At 62.6% G+C, this 17311-nt stretch carries 16 protein-coding genes and 1 other RNA gene; 5 read left to right on the plus strand and 12 right to left on the minus strand.

Annotated elements, in window-relative coordinates; genetic code table 11:
* Positions 1 to 152: 152 nt before the first annotated feature.
* Complete coding sequence (locus E0H22_RS14030) at positions 153 to 926, minus strand: SDR family NAD(P)-dependent oxidoreductase (protein ID WP_233021626.1); 774 nt, start codon at positions 924 to 926, stop codon at positions 153 to 155.
* A 224-nt stretch (positions 927 to 1150) separates the two neighbouring features.
* On the opposite strand from E0H22_RS14030, the gene E0H22_RS14035 reads away from it, so the two are divergent.
* From E0H22_RS14035 to E0H22_RS14050, 4 genes are all read left to right on the plus strand, one after another.
* A complete protein-coding gene (locus tag E0H22_RS14035; RefSeq protein WP_233021627.1) occupies positions 1151 to 2170 on the plus strand; it encodes a TRAP transporter substrate-binding protein in 1020 nt (339 codons plus the stop codon).
* Between the two features lie 11 nt (positions 2171 to 2181).
* Positions 2182 to 4077, plus strand: coding sequence for a TRAP transporter large permease (locus tag E0H22_RS14040; protein ID WP_233021628.1), 1896 nt, complete (start codon positions 2182 to 2184; stop codon positions 4075 to 4077).
* Between the two features lie 227 nt (positions 4078 to 4304).
* Positions 4305 to 5954: an acyl-CoA synthetase gene (locus E0H22_RS14045; RefSeq protein ID WP_233021629.1), complete on the plus strand. Its 1650-nt coding sequence runs from the start codon at positions 4305 to 4307 to the stop codon at positions 5952 to 5954.
* A gap of 236 nt (positions 5955 to 6190) precedes the next feature.
* Positions 6191 to 6865 carry a Rossmann-fold NAD(P)-binding domain-containing protein gene (locus E0H22_RS14050; protein ID WP_233021630.1) on the plus strand — a complete coding sequence of 225 codons (675 nt, stop codon included), beginning with the start codon at positions 6191 to 6193 and terminating at the stop codon, positions 6863 to 6865.
* Positions 6866 to 6871: 6 nt separating this feature from the next.
* On the opposite strand, the gene E0H22_RS14055 is transcribed toward E0H22_RS14050, so the two are convergent.
* The 11 genes from E0H22_RS14055 to E0H22_RS14100 all read right to left on the minus strand — a co-directional run bounded on the left by E0H22_RS14055 (position 6872) and on the right by E0H22_RS14100 (position 16159).
* Complete coding sequence (locus E0H22_RS14055) at positions 6872 to 7255, minus strand: nuclear transport factor 2 family protein (protein WP_233021631.1); 384 nt, start codon at positions 7253 to 7255, stop codon at positions 6872 to 6874.
* A gap of 4 nt (positions 7256 to 7259) precedes the next feature.
* Entirely contained in the window at positions 7260 to 8093 is an 834-nt protein-coding gene (locus E0H22_RS14060; RefSeq protein WP_233021632.1) for an MBL fold metallo-hydrolase, read from the minus strand.
* Positions 8090 to 8881 (minus strand): TatD family hydrolase, encoded by a 792-nt coding sequence (locus E0H22_RS14065; protein ID WP_233021633.1) that lies wholly within the window; start codon positions 8879 to 8881, stop codon positions 8090 to 8092. Before E0H22_RS14065 ends, E0H22_RS14060 begins: the two co-directional genes overlap by 4 nt.
* Positions 8882 to 8887: 6 nt before the next feature.
* Positions 8888 to 10435 (minus strand): methionine--tRNA ligase, encoded by a 1548-nt coding sequence (gene metG / locus E0H22_RS14070; protein WP_233021634.1) that lies wholly within the window; start codon positions 10433 to 10435, stop codon positions 8888 to 8890.
* 49 nt (positions 10436 to 10484) lie between these two features.
* The gene (locus tag E0H22_RS14075) at positions 10485 to 11525 is read right to left on the minus strand and encodes a DNA polymerase III subunit delta' (protein ID WP_233021635.1); all 1041 of its coding nucleotides are present in this window, start codon (positions 11523 to 11525) and stop codon (positions 10485 to 10487) included.
* A complete protein-coding gene (gene tmk, locus E0H22_RS14080; protein ID WP_233021636.1) occupies positions 11522 to 12196 on the minus strand; it encodes a dTMP kinase in 675 nt (224 codons plus the stop codon). Before tmk ends, E0H22_RS14075 begins: the two co-directional genes overlap by 4 nt.
* Positions 12197 to 12198: 2 nt before the next feature.
* Entirely contained in the window at positions 12199 to 13443 is a 1245-nt protein-coding gene (locus E0H22_RS14085; RefSeq protein WP_430715150.1) for a D-alanyl-D-alanine carboxypeptidase family protein, read from the minus strand.
* A 104-nt stretch (positions 13444 to 13547) separates the two neighbouring features.
* Positions 13548 to 14465, minus strand: a complete 918-nt coding sequence (locus E0H22_RS14090) for a septal ring lytic transglycosylase RlpA family protein (RefSeq protein WP_233026369.1) — start codon at positions 14463 to 14465, stop codon at positions 13548 to 13550.
* 294 nt (positions 14466 to 14759) lie between these two features.
* Positions 14760 to 14888, minus strand: coding sequence for a hypothetical protein (locus E0H22_RS25940; RefSeq protein ID WP_283818725.1), 129 nt, complete (start codon positions 14886 to 14888; stop codon positions 14760 to 14762).
* 186 nt (positions 14889 to 15074) lie between these two features.
* Positions 15075 to 15413, minus strand: a transfer-messenger RNA (tmRNA) gene (gene ssrA, locus E0H22_RS14095).
* Positions 15414 to 15457: 44 nt separating this feature from the next.
* Complete coding sequence (locus E0H22_RS14100; RefSeq protein WP_233021637.1) at positions 15458 to 16159, minus strand: GntR family transcriptional regulator; 702 nt, start codon at positions 16157 to 16159, stop codon at positions 15458 to 15460.
* A gap of 109 nt (positions 16160 to 16268) precedes the next feature.
* Here E0H22_RS14100 and E0H22_RS14105 point away from each other — a divergent pair, with 109 nt between their 5' ends.
* Positions 16269 to 17252, plus strand: a complete 984-nt coding sequence (locus E0H22_RS14105; protein WP_233021638.1) for a Bug family tripartite tricarboxylate transporter substrate binding protein — start codon at positions 16269 to 16271, stop codon at positions 17250 to 17252.
* Positions 17253 to 17311: the final 59 nt, after the last annotated feature.

Below are 17311 nucleotides of genomic sequence, written 5' to 3' on the forward strand. Positions count from 1 at the left end.
CGGAGCCTCGAAACCTAGTCGCCGGTCGTCAGTTCAAAGCCCGCGTCGATACCCACGATTCGCATAAGGTATATTATGGAATATATTATCTGATAGCGATATGAGTGGCTTAGCCGCAAGAGCTCTCGGACTTTGCGCCATTGACCGCATCGCTACGGATATTTAGGCAACAATCCATGCGCTGCAAAGCCGCCGTCTACGTTCAGCACATGGCCCGTCACGAAGCTCGATTTGCTCCCGTCCAGCAGGAACAGCGCTGCGCCGGCGATCTCGTCCGGTTCGGCATAGCGCCGCTGCGGCACGACCTGCATCCAGCCTTCGCGCGTCGTCGCCGTGTGCATCTCCTGGACCATCGGCGTCTCGAACGGTCCTGGCGCGATGGCGTTGACACGGATGTTCAGCGGCGCCAGTTCGCAGGCCATGACCTGGGTCAGCGTGATCACGCCGCCCTTGGACGCGCCATAGGCTGATCGCTCGATATTGCCGCGGATGCCGGACACAGACGCAACATTGACGATGGCGCCGCCGCCATGGGCCTTCATCATCCGGGCAGCTTCCTTGGCCACGGCAAAAGTGCCGACCAGATTGATATCCAGGATTTCGCGGAACAGTTTGACGGAAGTCTCGAAGAACGGCACTTGGCGGCCGATTCCAGCTGAATTCACGAGGCCGCGAACCGGGCCGAAACCGGCTTCGCAATCTTTCAACCCCGCAATAACGGCATCCTCATTGGCGACGTCCATCACGACGGTGCGCGTTACGCCGGGTTTGACGGAATCGACGTGAGCCTTGGCGGCGTCCAGAGCAGGCTGGGTGAGGTCGGCGAGGAGGACCTTCCACCCCTCACCTACGGCCGCCTTCGCGATCGCCAGCCCGATTCCCGATGCGCCGCCGGTGATGATGGCGACGCCCTGATCCTTGTTCATGCTTTTCTTCCTCCCGTTTCCTGCAGCATCGCTGCGGCCGCGCAGCGGCATTCTTGCGGCCATGGGTTTTCACGAAAGACCGGGCAAAGTCGAGAGCGTCTGGCTGCTGTCCGCCTTTGGTCTGACGCGGAAATGGCTTGACCGGACTGCTGCGACATGATGACCAAATGACAAGGGGCTTCGCCCTCACAAAACCAAACGACGACGCGGCAGGGAGAAACAAAATGACAATTTCACGCCGGACACTGTTGAAGGCATCGGCTGCAGCGACCGCATTCGGCGGCATCGGTATGCCTTGGGTCGCCCGCGCCCAGCAGGCCGAATATGTCTACAAATACGCAAACAATCTGCCCGACACGCATCCCATGAACATCCGCGCCCGCGAGATGTCGGCGGCGATCAAGACCGAGACCAACGGCAAGGTCGATCTGCAGGTGTTTCCGAACAACCAGCTCGGCTCGGATACGGACATGCTGAGCCAGATCCGCTCGGGCGGCGTCGAGTTCTTCACGCTATCGGGCCTGATACTGGCGACCCTGGTGCCAGCCGCATCGATCAACGGGATCGGCTTTGCGTTCCCGAATTACGACACCGTCTGGAAGGCCATGGACGGCGATCTCGGGGCCTACATCCGGAAGGAAATCACCAAGGCCAATCTCGTGGTCATGGACAAGATCTGGGACAACGGCTTCCGCGAGATCACGTCCTCGACCAGGCCGATCAAGACGCCGGACGACCTCAAGGGCTTCAAGATCCGCGTGCCGGTATCGCCGCTGTGGACCTCGATGTTCAAGGCGTTCGATTCAGCGCCGGCCTCGATCAACATCAGCGAAGTCTATTCGGCCATGCAGACCAAGGTCGTCGAAGGCCAGGAGAATCCGCTGGCGATCATCTCGACCGCCAAATTCTACGAGGTCCAGAAATACTGCTCGCTGACCAACCATATGTGGGACGGCTACTGGTTCCTGGCCAATCGCCGCGCCTGGGAGAAGCTGCCGGCCGATCTACGCGACATCGTGGCGAAGAACATCAATGCCGCCGGCATGAAGGAACGCGAGGACGTCGCCAAGCTCAACGCCAATCTGCGCGGCGAGCTCGAAGCCAAGGGCCTCGCCTTCAATGAACTCGAACCCGGCCCGTTCCGCGACAAGCTGAAATCGGCCGGCTTCTACAAGGAGTGGCAGGGCAAATATGGTGACGAAGCCTGGGCCATTCTGGAAAAATCCGTCGGCAAGCTCGGCTGATCGGATAGGCCATGACAGCGCATGACATCTCCGCTCTGGAAAGCGGTGCCGTCGCGGCGGAGAGGGCGCCCCTCTCCCGCCGCGACGCCATCCTGACCGCCATCGATCGCTTTCTCGGCCATCTCGTCGAGATTCCAGCGGCACTGCTGGTGGTGGCGGAGGTGATCATCCTGTTTGTCGGGGTGGTTGCACGTTATGGCTTCCACCGGCCGCTGGTGTGGTCGGACGAACTCTCGTCGATCCTGTTCCTGTGGCTCGCCATGCTCGGCTCCGCCGTTGCGTTCCGGCGCGGCGAGCATATGCGGATGACGGCGCTGGTGGCGTCCGCCGGCCCGCGACTCTGGGCCTTCCTCGACGTGGTGGCGACCTGCTCCGCGCTGGCGTTCCTCGTGATGATCGTCGCGCCGTCCTACGAATACGCCTATGAGGAAAGCTACATCACGACCCCGGCGCTGCAGATCGCCAACAGTTTTCGCGCCGCGGCGCTGCCGGTCGGCATTTCACTGATGATCATCTTTGCAGTGCTGCGCCTGCTCCGCTACGGTCAGGTCCGCACCGTGCTCACCGCGCTCGGTACAGTCGTCGCGATCATGGGCGTGTTCTGGTTCGCCGAACCGTTTCTGCGCACGCTCGGTAATCTCAACCTGATCATCTTCTTTGTCGGCGTGGTCGCGCTCTGCGTCTTCGCCGGCGTGCCGATCGCCTTTGGATTCGGCCTCGCGATCTTCGGCTATATGGCGCTGACCACGCGCACGCCGATCATGGTGCTGGTCGGCCGCATGGATGAGGGCATGAGCCACCTGATCCTGCTCTCGGTGCCGCTGTTCGTGTTTCTCGGTCTCCTGATCGAGATGACCGGCATGGCCCGTGCCATGGTGGCGTTCCTCGCCAGCCTGCTTGGGCATGTCCGCGGCGGCCTGCATTACGTGCTGATCGGCGCCATGTATCTGGTTTCCGGCATTTCCGGCTCCAAGGCCGCCGACATGGCCGCGGTGGCCCCGGTGCTATTCCCGGAAATGAAAGAACGCGGCGCCAAGCCGGGCGATCTCGTCGCCCTGCTCTCGGCCACCGGCGCGCAGACTGAAACCATTCCACCGAGCCTGGTCCTGATCACCATCGGATCGGTCACCGGCGTCTCGATCTCGGCCCTATTCACTGGCGGTCTGCTGCCTGGCGTGGTGCTGGCCATCACCCTCGGCATTCTCGTCTGGTGGCGCTATCGCGGTGAGGATCTCAGCCATGTGAAGCGAGCAAGCGGTGCCGAGATCGGCAAGGCCTTCATCATCTCGGTGCCGGCTATTGCGCTGCCTTTCGTCATCCGCGCTGCCGTTGTCGAGGGCGTGGCGACGGCCACGGAGGTCTCCACCATCGGCATCGTCTATGCCGTGCTGGCGGGCCTGCTGATCTATCGCCAGTTCGACTGGAACCGGCTGAAGCCGATGCTGGTGGACACCGCCTGCCTGTCCGGCGCCATCCTGCTGATCATCGGAACAGCCACCGGCATGGCCTGGGGCCTGACCCAGTCCGGTTTCTCCCGCTCGCTGGCGGCGGCCATGACTGGCCTGCCCGGTGGCGGCGCCACCTTCATCGCGGTCTCCATCGTCGCCTTCATCATCCTCGGCAGCGTGCTCGAGGGCATCCCAGCCATCGTGTTATTCGGGCCCCTGCTATTCCCGATCGCCCGGCTGGTCGGCGTCCATGAGGTCCACTATGCGATGGTCGTCATCCTTGCTATGGGCATCGGCCTGTTCGCGCCGCCCTTCGGCGTCGGCTACTATGCCGCCTGTGCGATCGGACGCGTCGATCCGGCGGAAGGCATCCGGCCAATCCTGGGATACTTGCTGGCGTTGCTGGTCGGCCTGATCATCGTGGCAATCTTCCCGTGGATTTCGATCGGGTTCCTGTAAGGTGACTGTCATTGCGAGGACGTGGCAACGAAGCAAGCAGCCCTCTTTGTTTTGTGCAGCCGGGAATGGCTTCGCTGCGCTCACAATGACGAGAAAATTCCAAACAAATGAAGTAAAATCAGTATGTTATTAATAACATCTAATCTGATTTTGTAATAAAAATCTGCTGCTGAACTGTTATGTGAGATATCTTCAATATCTCGCTGAAATATAGACAAGAGTGCACGATGATATCTGATCAGGGCGTCTATAGCGTCGGTCTCGACCAGAACGCCGCCAACTTCGTCCCGCTGTCACCCCTCAGCTTCCTCCGGCGCAGCGCGGCGGTCTATCCGAATCTGACTAGCGCCGTCTACGAGGGGCGCCGTTTCACCTGGGGCGAGACCTATGAGCGCTGCCGGCGCTTCGCCTCCTACCTCACTGGCCGCGGCATCGGGCGTGGCGATACGGTCGCCGCCATGCTTCCAAACATTCCGGCGATGAACGAGGTCCACTTCGCGGTCCCGATGGCGGGCGCCGTGCTCAATGCCCTCAACATCCGCCTCGACGCCGCGGCGATCGCGTTTCAGCTCGACCATGGCGGCGCGAGGGTGCTGCTGGTGGATCCGGAATTCTCCGTCGTCATCAGCGAGGCGCTCGGCCTCATGAGCGGGCCAAAGCCCCTCATCATCGATGTGGACGACGCCGCCTTCACAGGCGGCAGCCGGATCGGCGAACTCGAATATGAGGAGGCGCTGGCCTCCGGCAGCCCGGACTTCGAGTCGGTCTTCCCGCTCGACGAATGGGACGCCATCGCCCTCGGCTACACCTCGGGCACCACGGGCAATCCCAAAGGCGTCGTCACCCATCACCGCGGCGCCTATCTGAACGCGGTGTCGAACATCCTCGCCGCCGGCCTCGGCCAGCATCCGGTCTATCTGTGGACCCTGCCGATGTTCCACTGCAACGGCTGGTGCTTTCCCTGGACTGTGGCCGCCAGCGCGGGCGTCAATGTCTGCCTGCGCAAGGTGGACCCGACCAAGATCTTCGCGCTGACCAAGGAGCACGGCGTCACGCATATGTCGGGCGCGCCGATCGTCTACAACACGCTGATCAATGCTCCGGATGCGCCGACCTATTCCGGTGGTCCGCTGATCCAGGGCTCCATCGCCGGGGCACCGCCGCCGATGGCGGTGCTCGCGGGCGCCGAGAAGATCGGCATCAAGCTCACGCATGTTTACGGCTTGACCGAAGTCTACGGCCCCGCCTCGGTCTGCGCCGAGCAACCCGGATGGGATGTCCTCCCCGCCGACGAACGCGCCAAGCTCAAGCGCCGCCAGGGCGTGCCATATCACCTGCAGGAAAGCGTCACGGTGATTGATCCCGCGACCATGCAGGAGGTTCCGCGCGATGGCGAGACCATCGGCGAGGTCATGTTCCGCGGCAATATCGTGATGAAGGGCTATCTCAAGAACGAGAAAGCCACGCGGGAGGCCTTTGAAGGCGGCTGGTTTCACACCGGCGATCTCGGCGTGCTCGACGCCGAAGGCTATGTGACCATCAAGGACCGCTCCAAGGACATCATCATCTCCGGCGGCGAGAACATCTCGTCGGTGGAGGTGGAGGACGTGCTGTATACGCATCCCGCGGTGCTATTCGCCTCGGTGGTGGCGAAGCCCGATGCGAAATGGGGCGAAGTCCCGTGCGCCTTCGTGGAGCTGAAGGACAAGGCGCAGGCGACCGAAGCCGAGATCATCGCCCATTGCCGCGCGACGCTGCCGGGTTTCAAGACGCCGAAAGCGGTTGTGTTCGGACCGATCCCGAAAACCTCCACGGGCAAGATCCAGAAATTCATGCTGCGCGACCGGGTGAAATCGACGGGGTCGTTCGAGAGCTGAGTGGGGAGCGCCCGCCCCCTCATCCCAAGGAGCCCCACGCAGCGGGCGTCTAAGGATCGCTGCAGACGCCGAGCCCAAACCAGCTCATGGTTCGGGATACGCGAAGGCGCGCTCCTCGCCGTGAGAAACAGGGAGATGCCCGATCACCGGCCCCATGGATTGAAGGACCTGACGATCGGCCATACTTTCCAGTATCGGAACGGCGAGGTGATCCGCTTCGACACCGGGAGCGCTTCATGACAGAGAACTTCGCCGCCATCGTGCTCGGCGGGACCGGACAAGTCGGCGGCGCCGCCGTCGCCGCCCTGCTCGCGATACCGGACTGCCGCGAAGTGGTGATGATCACCCGCAAACCCATCCCCCCGATGCCACGACTGCGTAACGTGGTTTGCGATACCGGCGCAGCGGATTTTGCCGAACGGGTGGCAACGGTTGCACGCGAGGTGCTGAGCCAGGGGCCAGCGAGCGCGGTGAGTTGTGTGGGTGTCGGTTCGGGGGCGATGCGCTGGAGCGAGGAGGAGCTGAAACGGCTCGAGCTCGGCGTGGTCGGCGCGTTTGCGCGCGGCTGCCATCAGGCGGGAATTGCGCAGTTCTGCCTGCTTTCGGCCGTCGGCAGCACGGCACGTAGCCGGTTTCGCTATGTCCGCGTCATGGGCATGAAGGAAGACAATCTGCGCAGCGTCGGCTTTCGCCGTCTCACAATCTTTCGCCCCGGCATCATTGTCGGCAATGCGCATACCCCGGCCTATGTAGAATGGCTGGGGCGGCTCGTGCCCGGCCGGTTCGGCAATATCGATCAGCGCGACATCGGCCGCGCCATAGCCGCGGAAATCGCATTGCATGGCCGTGAGAGCGGCGAAGTGATTCTGGAAAATGCCGCCATGAAGGCGCTGGCGGCACTGCGGCCGTAGGGCGGATCAGCCGTTGGCTCCCGCGGGATTATCGATCTTGCTCGGATAGGTGCCGTGTCCCTGACGCACCAGACCCGCGTCGAACACGAGCACTTCGGACACGTCGACGCCCTTCTGGTTCCGATACTGGATCACAAGCGTATCGATCCCGGCAAACACGGCTGCGACGGTGAAATGCAGGTCGGGGATACGGCGAAGGCCCTCCTCCCAATAAGCGCGCAGAGCAGCCTTGCCGCGGATCACGCCACCCGTTTCGGGCAGGAGGCTCGCCGCAATGGGAGACGTGAAGATTACGTCGTCGTGGAAGTGCGCCAGAACACGATCGAGATCATGCGCGTTCCATGCGGCACACCACTCTGCAGCGAACAGGGAAGGATCGAAGTTCATCATGCTTTCACTCCGTCTTCCCTGCAGATTCGGGACGCACAAACTGTGCGATCTCGAGCCTCATGCCGTCGTAACCCGGCACCACGCCGTCCGGCACCGCCTGCCGCACGGCCTCGTAATCGAGGTCCGCATGCATGTTGGTGATCACTGCGCGTTTCGGCTTGAAGCGCTCGATCCACGACAGCGCGTCACTCAGGCTGAAATGGCTAGAATGCTGCGTGTAGCGCAGACCGTCCACGATCCACAGGTCGAGGCCTTCGAGCGCCGGCCAGCTCTCTTTCGGGATGTCATTGAGGTCCGGCGAATAGGCGGTGTCGTCGATGCGATAACCAAGCGCGGGGATGTTGCCATGCTGGACCAGGAACGGCGTCAGCGTGAGGTCGCCGCCCTTCCCCCTGATGGTGCGGCTCTCGCCGGCCTCGATGCCGAGGCGGTCGAGGATCGGCGGGTAGTCGCTGCCAGCGGGCGACTGGAAGCAGTAGCCGAAGCGCAGCATGATGTCCGATGCCGTCGAGGCGTTCATATAGACGGGAATACGCTTGCGACGCTTCAGCACCACGGAGCGCAGGTCGTCCATGCCATGGGTCTGATCGGCGTGTTCGTGGGTCAGGAACACCGCGTCGATGTCATCGACATCGGCGTCGATCAGTTGCTCACGCAGGTCCGGCGAGGTGTCGATGATGACGCGCGTAACTCCGTCCGGCCCGATGCGCTCGGCCATCATGGAGCAGCGGCGACGGCGGTTCTTCGGGTTATTGGGATCGCAGGCGCCCCAGCCCAGTGCCGGGCGCGGCACGCCCGCGGACGATCCGGAGCCGAGAATGGTGAGCGCCAGCGTCATGCGGCGCTGCCTTCGCGAGAGGCCTTGCTGAACAGGCGGAAGAAGTTATCCGTGGTCTGTTTCGCCAGCTCTTCGTAGGAGACACCGCGCGTTTCGGCGAGCACCTTGGCCGTCTCCACGACGTAAGACGGCTCGTTGCGCTTGCCGCGCCATTTGCCGGGGGCGAGATACGGCGCGTCGGTCTCGACCATGATGCGGTCGGCCGGGAGTTCAGCGGCGAGATCGCGCAGCTCCTGCGACTTCTTGAAGGTGATGATGCCGGTGAAAGAGATCGACAGGCCCATGGCAATGGCCTTCATCGCAAGCTCACGGCCGCCGGTGTAGCAATGCAGCACAGCCTTGAACGCGCCCTTCTTCATCTCGTCTTCGAGAATGGCGCTGCATGGTTCATCCGCCTCGCGGGTATGGATCACCAGCGGCAGGCCGGTCGCGCGCGCCGCGGCGATATGGGCGCGGAAGCCCCTCTCCTGCGCCGCGCTGGAGCCGTGTTCGTAGAAGTTGTCGAGGCCGGCTTCGCCGAGCGCTATGACCTTCGGATGTTTGGTAAGTTCGATCAGCTCGTCCGCGGAGATGCCGTCTTCTTCGTCGGCATTGTGCGGATGGGTGCCGACCGAGCAATAGACATTGGGAAAACGCTCGGCGATCGCCAGCAGCGCCGGCAAGCGGCGCACGCGGGTCGAGATCGTCACCAGCTTTCCGACGCCCGCAGCTTCCGCGCGAGCGACAATGCCGTCGAGATCGTCGGCGAAATCCGGGAAATCGAGATGGCAGTGGCTATCGACGAGCATTCCGGATCACTCAGGCTTCGGCTCGGCATAGCGCGGGAAGATGCCGGTCGGGATCGGCAGCTGCGTACCCGGCTTGATGCGGCTCGGGATCGCCGCGAAGTCGCGCGCGTCGGCGGGAATGCCGAGCACGTCCAGCAGTTTCGCGCAAGAGGCCGGCATGACCGGCTGCGCCAGGATCGCGACCTGACGCACGACTTCCGCGGTGGTGTAGAGCACCGTCGCCTGCTTGGCGGGGTCGGTTTTGGCCAGCGCCCATGGCGCCTCGCCGGCGAAATAACGGTTGGCCTCCGCGACCACGGCCCAGATCGCATTCAGCGCCTGATGAATCTGTTGTGTCGCCATGGCGCTGCGCGCCTGTTCGAGCATCGCGTCGGCCTGAGCGAGGATCGCCTTGTCGTTATCGCTGAACGCGCCCGGCTCCGGCAGCGCGCCGCCATATTGCTTGGCGATCATCGACAGCGAACGCTGGGCGAGATTGCCGAGGTCGTTGGCGAGATCGGCATTGGTGCGGTTGACGATGGCCTCGTGGCTGTAGCTGCCGTCCTGCCCGAACGAAACTTCGCGCAGCAGGAAATAGCGCAGCTGATCGACGCCGTACTGCTCGGCGAGATTGAAGGGGTCGACTACATTGCCGACCGACTTTGACATCTTCTCGCCCCTGTTGAACAGGAAGCCGTGGGCATAGACGCGCTTTGGCAGCGGGATGCCGGCGGACATCAGGAAGGCCGGCCAGTACACCGCGTGAAAACGAATGATGTCCTTGCCGATGATATGCACATCGGCCGGCCAATATTTCCAGTTGCCGTCGCCCTCATCGGGGAAGCCGACACCGGTGATGTAGTTGGTCAGCGCATCGACCCAGACATACATCACATGCTTGTCGTCGCCGGGCACCTTGATGCCCCAGTCGAAGGTGGTGCGCGAGATCGACAGATCCTTCAAGCCGGATTTCACGAAGCTCACGACTTCGTTCTTGCGGGATTCCGGACCGATGAAATCGGTGGACTCGTAAAGCGCCAGCAGCTTGTCCTGATAGGCGGACAGCTTGAAGAAGTAGCTGCTCTCCTCGACCCACTCGACCGGTGTGCCCTGCGGGCCGCGGCGGACCTTGTCCTCGCCGACGGTCGTTTCGTCCTCCGCGTAATAGGCCTCGTCGCGGACGGAATACCAGCCGGCATAGGAATCGAGATAGATATCGCCGCTCGCCTGCATGCGCTTCCACAACTCTTGCGAGGAGCGATGGTGCTGCTCTTCCGTGGTGCGGATGAAGCGGTCGAACGAGATGTTGAGGGCTTCGTCCATCGCCTTGAAGCGGGCGGCGTTGCGGGTCGCGAGATCGGCCACCGGCATATTCTCGCGCTGCGCCGTCTGCACCATCTTCTGGCCGTGTTCGTCAGTGCCGGTCAGGAAAAACACGTCCTTGCCGTCGAGCCGCGCGAAACGCGCGAGTGCATCGGTGGCGATGGCCTCATAGGCATGGCCGACATGGGGCACGCCGTTCGGATAGGCGATGGCGGTGGTGATGTAAAAGGTATTGTTCGACGCATTCGCCATCGGCGCGAAAGCCTTTCAGTTATCCGGTCCTGCCGCGTGAAAAATGGTGTCAGCGCGTCGCTTCTGCGAGCAGGCTAAATACCGAGAAAACCAGAGGTTTTCGCTCGAGATTGTAGGATTCGGTCTCGCGCGCGGCTTTGCCAATCTTTTCCCATACCTCCGCGAGGCGTGCAAGGCGGGGCAGATTGGCGTTCAGGCCCCCCTCGTCCGCGCGCAGCCGCTCGCCGATCCAGCGATCGACGCTGTCAGTGAAAGCCGCAAGCGCAACGCGGTCGCTGGTGCCGAGGGCATCGCCGAGCGCGTGCAATTCACGGGGGTCCACATGGGGCAACGTATTCAGCAGCGATGCCGTGCGTTGATGCAGTTTCAGCGCACCGCCGCCGAGCAGATTGACGGCGCGGGAGACGCTGCCTTCGGAAGCGTCCGCGACCTCACGCAGTTCGGGATCGCTCTCGTCACGCCCCGTGGCCAACGCAGCGGCGGAGAGCACGTCCGCGGCCGCGAGCGCGCGGAGCGGCAGCTTGCGACAGCGCGACTGGATGGTCGGCAACACGCGTGCCTGGGCGTGGGTGACAAGCAGAAACAGCGACCGCAGCGGCGGCTCTTCCAGCACCTTCAGCAGCGCATTGGCGGCGTTGGTGTTGAGCTCGTCCACGGTATCGACGATGCAGACACGCCAGCCATCGACAGCGGCCGTGGAGCCGTAGAAGCCGACGGTCTCGCGCACGTCGTCCACGGTGATGACGGTGCGCAGGACACCCTTGTCGTTGGCGGTGCGATGGATTTCCAGCAGCCCGCCATGCGCCTCGGCCGCAACCTGGTGGACGACGGAATGTTCGGGATCGAGATCGAGCGTCTCTGCGGATTGTACCTGCGTTGACGCGGGATCGCGGTGCGCGAGCACGAAGCGCGCCATGCGATAGGCGAGAGTCGCTTTGCCGATGCCCTGCGGGCCGGAGATCAGCCAGGCATGCGGAATGCGGCCGCCGCTATAGGCGCCCAATAGCGTCTGCTCGGCGTCGTGATGGCCGAACAGCGCGGTGGTCTCGCGCGGATGCGGAACGGTGATCTCGGGCTCGGCCTTGCTCATGCGTGCGCAGCCTCCCGCAACAGGCGTTTGCGCAGCACACGCCAGATATTGTTGGCGACGGCTTTGGGCGACAGCGTCGCGTCCAGCAACACGCAGCGTTGCGGCTCATCCATGGCGATCTGCCGGAACGCATCGCGCAAACCCTGATGAAAGGCGATACCTTCGGCCTCGAAGCGATCCGGCATGCCAGTGCCGCGGCGGGCGGCAGCTCGCGCCATGCCGACTTCCACGGGGAGATCGAGGATCACCGTGAGATCAGGCTTCAACCCACCAATGGTGACGCGCTCCAGCGCCGTCAACAGTTCCGGCGCGACGTTGCTCTGCTGGCCCTGATAGGCGCGGGTGGAGTCCGAGAAGCGGTCGCACAACACCCAGATGCCCTGGTCGAGCGCCGGTTTGATGACCGCATGGACATGGTCGTCCCGCGCGGCGGCGAACAGCAGCGTTTCGGCTTCGGCGCCGAGCAGCTTGCCCATACCGGACAGCACCACATGGCGGATGATCTCGGCGCCGGGCGAGCCGCCGGGCTCGCGGGTGACGATGGCGCGGATGCCGGCTTCGTTGAGGCGATCGGCGAGCAGCTTGATCTGCGTCGACTTGCCGGCGCCCTCTCCGCCTTCGAATGTGATGAAGCGTCCACGCTGGGGCGCTATGGGATGCGTCTCCGTCATGGTCACAGCTTTGCGGCGCCGGCGCGGAACAGGCCGATCATCAGCTCGCCGGCGCCATCGACGGCGCGCTGCAAAGTGGTGCCGGTGCCGACCGCGTCGGCGGCATAGACCGGCGCTTCCACGGCGACCTGCTGGCCGCGCCAGACCTTCACCATACCGACCGGCTGGCCGGCGCGGACGGGCGCCTGCACCGGCCCGTTATAGACGATGCGCGCGATCAGCTTGTCGTTGCCGTTCTTCTGCACCATGACCTTGACCGGGTCCCTGCTGACCAGCGCCACCGAGCCCCTGTTCCCGCCGAACACTTTTGCGTAACCGACCGCCTGGTCGCCGGCAAAGACGCTGCGGACCTCGAAATTCTTGAAACCCCATTCGAGCAGCTTTTTGGCAGCCGCAGCGCGATCATCGGAACTCTCGAGACCGTTCACAACCACGATCAGTCGCGTATCGTTCTGCACGGCCGAGCCAACCATGCCGTAGCCGCCATCCTTGGTGTAACCCGTCTTAAAACCGTCGGCACCTTCCAGCGTCGCAAGCAGCGGATTGCGGTTCTGCTGACGGATCTTGTTCCAGGTGAATTCCCGCTCGCCGAAGATCTTGTAGAATTCGGGATAGGCGCGAATGATGTGACGCGCGAGCGTTGCGAGCTCGCGTACAGTCATCTTGTTGCCGGCATCCGGTAACCCGCTCGAATTGGCGAAGGTGGATTTCGGCATGCCGAGCGCGCGGGCGCGTCTGGTCATTCGCTCGGCAAATGCCGCTTCGTTACCCTCAATAGCCTCGGCCATGATCATGCAGCTGTCATTGCCGCTCTGGATGATGGCTCCGCGCAGGAGATCGGCAACCGGAACGCGGCTGTTCAGCGCAGCGAACATGGTAGACGCACCGGCAGGCGCGCCACCCTTGCGCCAAGAATTCTCGCTGACGCGGTACTCGTCGGTCAGCTTGATGTCGCCTCGGGTGAGGGCGTCGAACACGACCTCAACGGTCATCAATTTCATCATGCTGGACGGGGCGCGCAGCTCGTCGGCGTTCTTCTCGAACAGCACAGCGCCCGAGCTTGCCTCGATCAGGATCGCGGTCGGCGCGTCGGTGTCGTAGCCCCCCTCCTCAACCGCCTTCTTGGCGCCCTGCACGCTCTGATTGGCGGCATGAGCCAACGGCTGCAGCGCAAAAGCCGCCATGAGCAGGCCGGCGACAAGCTGTCGCCAAAGCGAGGATTTTGGTGTGAGGAAGCCAGATGTCATGCCGTGTCCCGAGTGATCAGGTCTTAACAGCAACACCCTGCCTGAACAACGCGGGCCCCGCCTGGCGAGGCGGCTAACAAGCGGAAATCCCGATCAAATCTTGCTCAATAAAGGCCGCGACCGGACAGAATCGCAGCAGCGCCGCGGGCATCCACGGTACCGTCATTACGCGCAGCTGGCTCGGCGTAATCGGCATTCCCCTCATAGGAAACGACCCGCGGGTTAGCGGCGGGATAAGCGGAAGCCGAACGATAGCGGCTGGACGACGACATCTCCGACGTCTGGCGATCCGCAGCAGTGTTGCCCAGCGAATATGGCCGCCCTTCCGGCATCGGAACGTCGCGCGAAACGACCCGGCCGCCCTGCATATCCGGCACGAAGGAGCGTGCGGAGGCGACACGCACAACCGACGGCGATGGCGCAGGTTCGCCGGTACGCAGTGTTGCCATCAGCTGACGATCGTCGGAACCTTCCAGCGGCGCACGTCCGACATACTCAACACGCACACGCGCAGTGCCGTTACTCTTGAATTCGAGAAGTTCGGCCGCCCTGTTCGACACGTCGATCAGGCGATTGCCGTGATAGGGACCGCGATCGTTGACACGCACGATCAGCGACTTGCCGTTGCGCACATTGGTGACGCGGACATAGCTCGGAATCGGCAGCGTCGGATGTGCCGCCGTGAGTGACGCCATGTCGAACACTTCGCCATTGGCTGTCAGGCGACCGTGGAAGGCGTCGCCGTACCAAGACGCGATCCCTTCGGCGCGGTAATTTTCGTCCTCTTCAGGAACATAGGTACGGCCGCCAACCACATAAGGCTTGCCAACGCGATAGGTACCGCCACCTTTTGGAACCGGCTCGCCCATGCCCACCACGCGCGGGCTGCTGGAGACACCATACTTCGGATCGACACGGCTGAAGCCGGTTGTTTGGGAGCAGTTGGCCAGCGCCAGACAGGCGCTCATGGCCGCTGCTGCGCTTGCAGCACGACCGATGCGGTGTGACCGAAGAATCCCCATGCGCCCCAATACCATTCCGGCGACCATCTGCCCATCGGGCAACACGCGACCGCAAAATTACGATGTTCCCCACTTCCACATCGCGTGGTGAATATATCGTAGCCGGATCAGGGCGAAAATGAGGAGAGGCAGGTTATGGTAAACACAAAACTGCCGCTCTCGGGCAGCGCAACTCCCGTAGATCTGAAACATAGCCGTGCTGGAAAGCGCACTGCCCGGATTTTCGTTACGGCAGATGTTTCTGTTGGGACATGTAATGACGAGGCGGAATTGCGTCGCCTCGCCACGCCGTCTCTAACGGGGCGGTAAAAAGGTCGCCGCGTTGATCACGGCAACCGCCGCGAGTGTCACCATCCATAGCGGCCACACCGGGGCATCGGCCGAATGGTTGAACCGCCGGTGAACGCCGAAATTCCGCGCCATGGGTTGCTCCTCCTCATGTCCGATCGAGAATGCGCAACAACTTGCATTGCAAAGTGATCGAATTGCGTCACGCCCTTGGCAACAGCTTGCAATTGCACAATCGCACGCGCGACAGGTCGACACATCTCGCGGGAGGCTCGACGGCGCGGCGCCAAAAATAAAACCGCGCCATCCCGAAGGATGACGCGGCCGGCCGTTCTGTTGCTAGGTGGACCAACCCCGAACGGTTACGCCGCGAGGCGCACTTCGTTCATGCTAACGTTGTCGTTGGCATTTAGGTTTTTGACCCGATAACGGCGGTATCATGCCGAGCACAATTCGCGACTTCTTCGCAGCCATCGATCCTGTTTCGCCCCCGCCTGAGCAGCCCTGCGACCGACTTCTTGAAGAGAAATCCAATCAGAAGCTGCTGAGGTGGAGGCGCCGGGTACTGCCCCCGGGTCTGCCTGCGGTCCATCGTGAGGTTCAGCGCCATCGTCTTGCGACAGAAGCAATATAGGCGGAGCGCGGTTTAAAATCTAGGTGCCTGCCCGCAGCTGTGGATGCGGCAATCTTGCCGGTAACCAAACTCAGCCGGCTGCAATCTCGGGCAGTGGGCGCCGCAACTGTCCGCCCGTATCGGCCAGACCGCTCAGATACTGGGCCGCTTCCATGATATCGGCAACGATCTCACGCTCGGCCGCTTCACCGTCGCCGGCGATAATCGCCTTCAGGGCGGCGGTGTGATGGTCCCAGCCCTTCAGCAGCACCACATATTCGGGGATCACGAAGGACAGAACGGGGCCGCAGCGCAGCCACATGTTTTCGATGGTCTCGACGAGAATCGGAACACCGGACATCGCATAGATCTCGAAGTGAAACTTGCGATGATGCTCGAGATAGCTTTCGAGCGACCGAGACGCGATCAGCGACTGCATCTTCGCAAGCAGCGCCTGAAGCCGTTCGAGTGATGCTGCCTGCGGCCTCTTCGCAGCCTCACGTGCCGCGCGCCCTTCGAGGGCGCAGCGCACGACGGTGAGATCGCTGAGTTCGTTGCGCGTGAGATGAGGAACGATCGCCGCGTTGCGCGGTCCCTGCTGCAACACCCCCTGCGCCACCAGACGCGTAACCGCGTCGCGGACAGGCGTGATCGACGTTCCAAACGTCTCAGCCAGAGATCGCAGTGTCAGCACCGTTCCCGGCGCAAAGCGGCCAGCCAGCAGCGCGTCGCGGAGCTGCGCATGAGCCAAATCCCATAACGGTTCACGTTCAATGCGCTTAAGCGATGTCATTCCCTGCTCGCTAGCCTACCCCGCCCCGATTCCGCAATCGGGGATGCAGATATCGCGTTGACCCACCAGATTGGTTGTTATAACAAACAACAAAAATGGGAGGAAAACAATGTCGATCATCGCGTCCTTCGGGCGTGCAGCGCTATGCGCCGCTGGAATTGCTGTTTCTGCCGTCTCGCCATCCTCGGCTCAGTCCGGGTTCCCGCAAAAGGACATCACCTTTATCGTGCCGTGGAACGCTGGCGGCTCGAACGACGTGGCCGCGCGTGCGCTCGATCCGATTCTGCGCGAGCACGGCATCAAGCTGGTCATCGAAAACGTTCCCGGCGCGACCGGTGTCATCGGCATGAAGCGTGTCGCGAGTTCTGCGCCTGACGGCTATGTTATCGGCATGGGCACCAGCTCGACGCTGGCGCTGATCGCCCAGAACAAGGCGAGCGGCCTCACCAATGCGAACTTTACGCATATTGCGCGGGTCTCCACCGATCCGCTGATGCTGTTGGTGCCTTCCACCAGCGCGATCAAATCCCTGTCCGATTATATCGCCAATATGAAATCCAGGCCCGGCAAGGTCACCATCGGCACGCCCGGCAGCTACAATCTCAACCACATCTTCGCATCGATGACGGCGCGCGCCGCCGGCGTTGAATATGTGAACGTGCCCTATACCGGCGGCTCGAAAGTCGTGGCCGACCTCATCGGCCAGCATGTCGACTCCGGTGTGCTGAAACCTTCCGAGACCCTTGGCCAGATCCAGGAAAAGCTGCTCACGCCGATCGGCATCTTCGCCAATGAGCGGCTGGAGATGTTCCCAGAGGTGCCGACCTTCAAGGAACGCGGCTTCGACGTCTTCCCTTACGGTCCTGTGGTGCAGATGGCCTATGTGGTCGGCCCCGCAGAACTTCCGAACGATGTGCGCACCAAGCTGGTGACCGCTTTCCGTGCCGCGATCCAGGATCCGCGCTTCAAGGAATTCGCCAAGAAGAACGTCTTCCTGGTGGACGACCTCACCGGCGACGCACTGACGAAGGAAGTCGACAGCGTTGCCGTCGCTATCGGCAAGGTCGCCGCACAAACCTTCCCGAAGGAATAACCGCAGCCGGCGATGCGTCGCCGGCCGCATTCATCTGCCGTACTCGTCGAGGACCTCAC

Source organism: Rhodopseudomonas boonkerdii, from assembly GCF_021184025.1.
Classification (GTDB): Bacteria; Pseudomonadota; Alphaproteobacteria; order Rhizobiales; family Xanthobacteraceae; genus Tardiphaga; species Tardiphaga boonkerdii.

What these genes read in the sequence shown, in the direction of transcription:
- E0H22_RS14030 (WP_233021626.1), bottom strand. Translation starts at nt 926, where the DNA reads ATGAACAAGGATCAGGGCGTCGCCATCATCACCGGCGGCGCATCGGGA.
- E0H22_RS14105 (WP_233021638.1), top strand. Translation starts at nt 16,269, where the DNA reads ATGTCGATCATCGCGTCCTTCGGGCGTGCAGCGCTATGCGCCGCTGGA.
- E0H22_RS14100 (WP_233021637.1), bottom strand. Translation starts at nt 16,159, where the DNA reads ATGACATCGCTTAAGCGCATTGAACGTGAACCGTTATGGGATTTGGCT.
- metG (WP_233021634.1), bottom strand. Translation starts at nt 10,435, where the DNA reads ATGGCGAATGCGTCGAACAATACCTTTTACATCACCACCGCCATCGCC.
- E0H22_RS14060 (WP_233021632.1), bottom strand. Translation starts at nt 8,093, where the DNA reads ATGACGCTGGCGCTCACCATTCTCGGCTCCGGATCGTCCGCGGGCGTG.
- E0H22_RS14050 (WP_233021630.1), top strand. Translation starts at nt 6,191, where the DNA reads ATGACAGAGAACTTCGCCGCCATCGTGCTCGGCGGGACCGGACAAGTC.
- E0H22_RS14035 (WP_233021627.1), top strand. Translation starts at nt 1,151, where the DNA reads ATGACAATTTCACGCCGGACACTGTTGAAGGCATCGGCTGCAGCGACC.
- E0H22_RS14055 (WP_233021631.1), bottom strand. Translation starts at nt 7,255, where the DNA reads ATGATGAACTTCGATCCTTCCCTGTTCGCTGCAGAGTGGTGTGCCGCA.
- E0H22_RS14065 (WP_233021633.1), bottom strand. Translation starts at nt 8,881, where the DNA reads ATGCTCGTCGATAGCCACTGCCATCTCGATTTCCCGGATTTCGCCGAC.
- E0H22_RS25940 (WP_283818725.1), bottom strand. Translation starts at nt 14,888, where the DNA reads ATGGCGCGGAATTTCGGCGTTCACCGGCGGTTCAACCATTCGGCCGAT.
- E0H22_RS14045 (WP_233021629.1), top strand. Translation starts at nt 4,305, where the DNA reads ATGATATCTGATCAGGGCGTCTATAGCGTCGGTCTCGACCAGAACGCC.
- E0H22_RS14040 (WP_233021628.1), top strand. Translation starts at nt 2,182, where the DNA reads ATGACAGCGCATGACATCTCCGCTCTGGAAAGCGGTGCCGTCGCGGCG.
- E0H22_RS14075 (WP_233021635.1), bottom strand. Translation starts at nt 11,525, where the DNA reads ATGAGCAAGGCCGAGCCCGAGATCACCGTTCCGCATCCGCGCGAGACC.
- E0H22_RS14085 (WP_430715150.1), bottom strand. Translation starts at nt 13,443, where the DNA reads ATGACATCTGGCTTCCTCACACCAAAATCCTCGCTTTGGCGACAGCTT.
- E0H22_RS14090 (WP_233026369.1), bottom strand. Translation starts at nt 14,465, where the DNA reads ATGGGGATTCTTCGGTCACACCGCATCGGTCGTGCTGCAAGCGCAGCA.
- tmk (WP_233021636.1), bottom strand. Translation starts at nt 12,196, where the DNA reads ATGACGGAGACGCATCCCATAGCGCCCCAGCGTGGACGCTTCATCACA.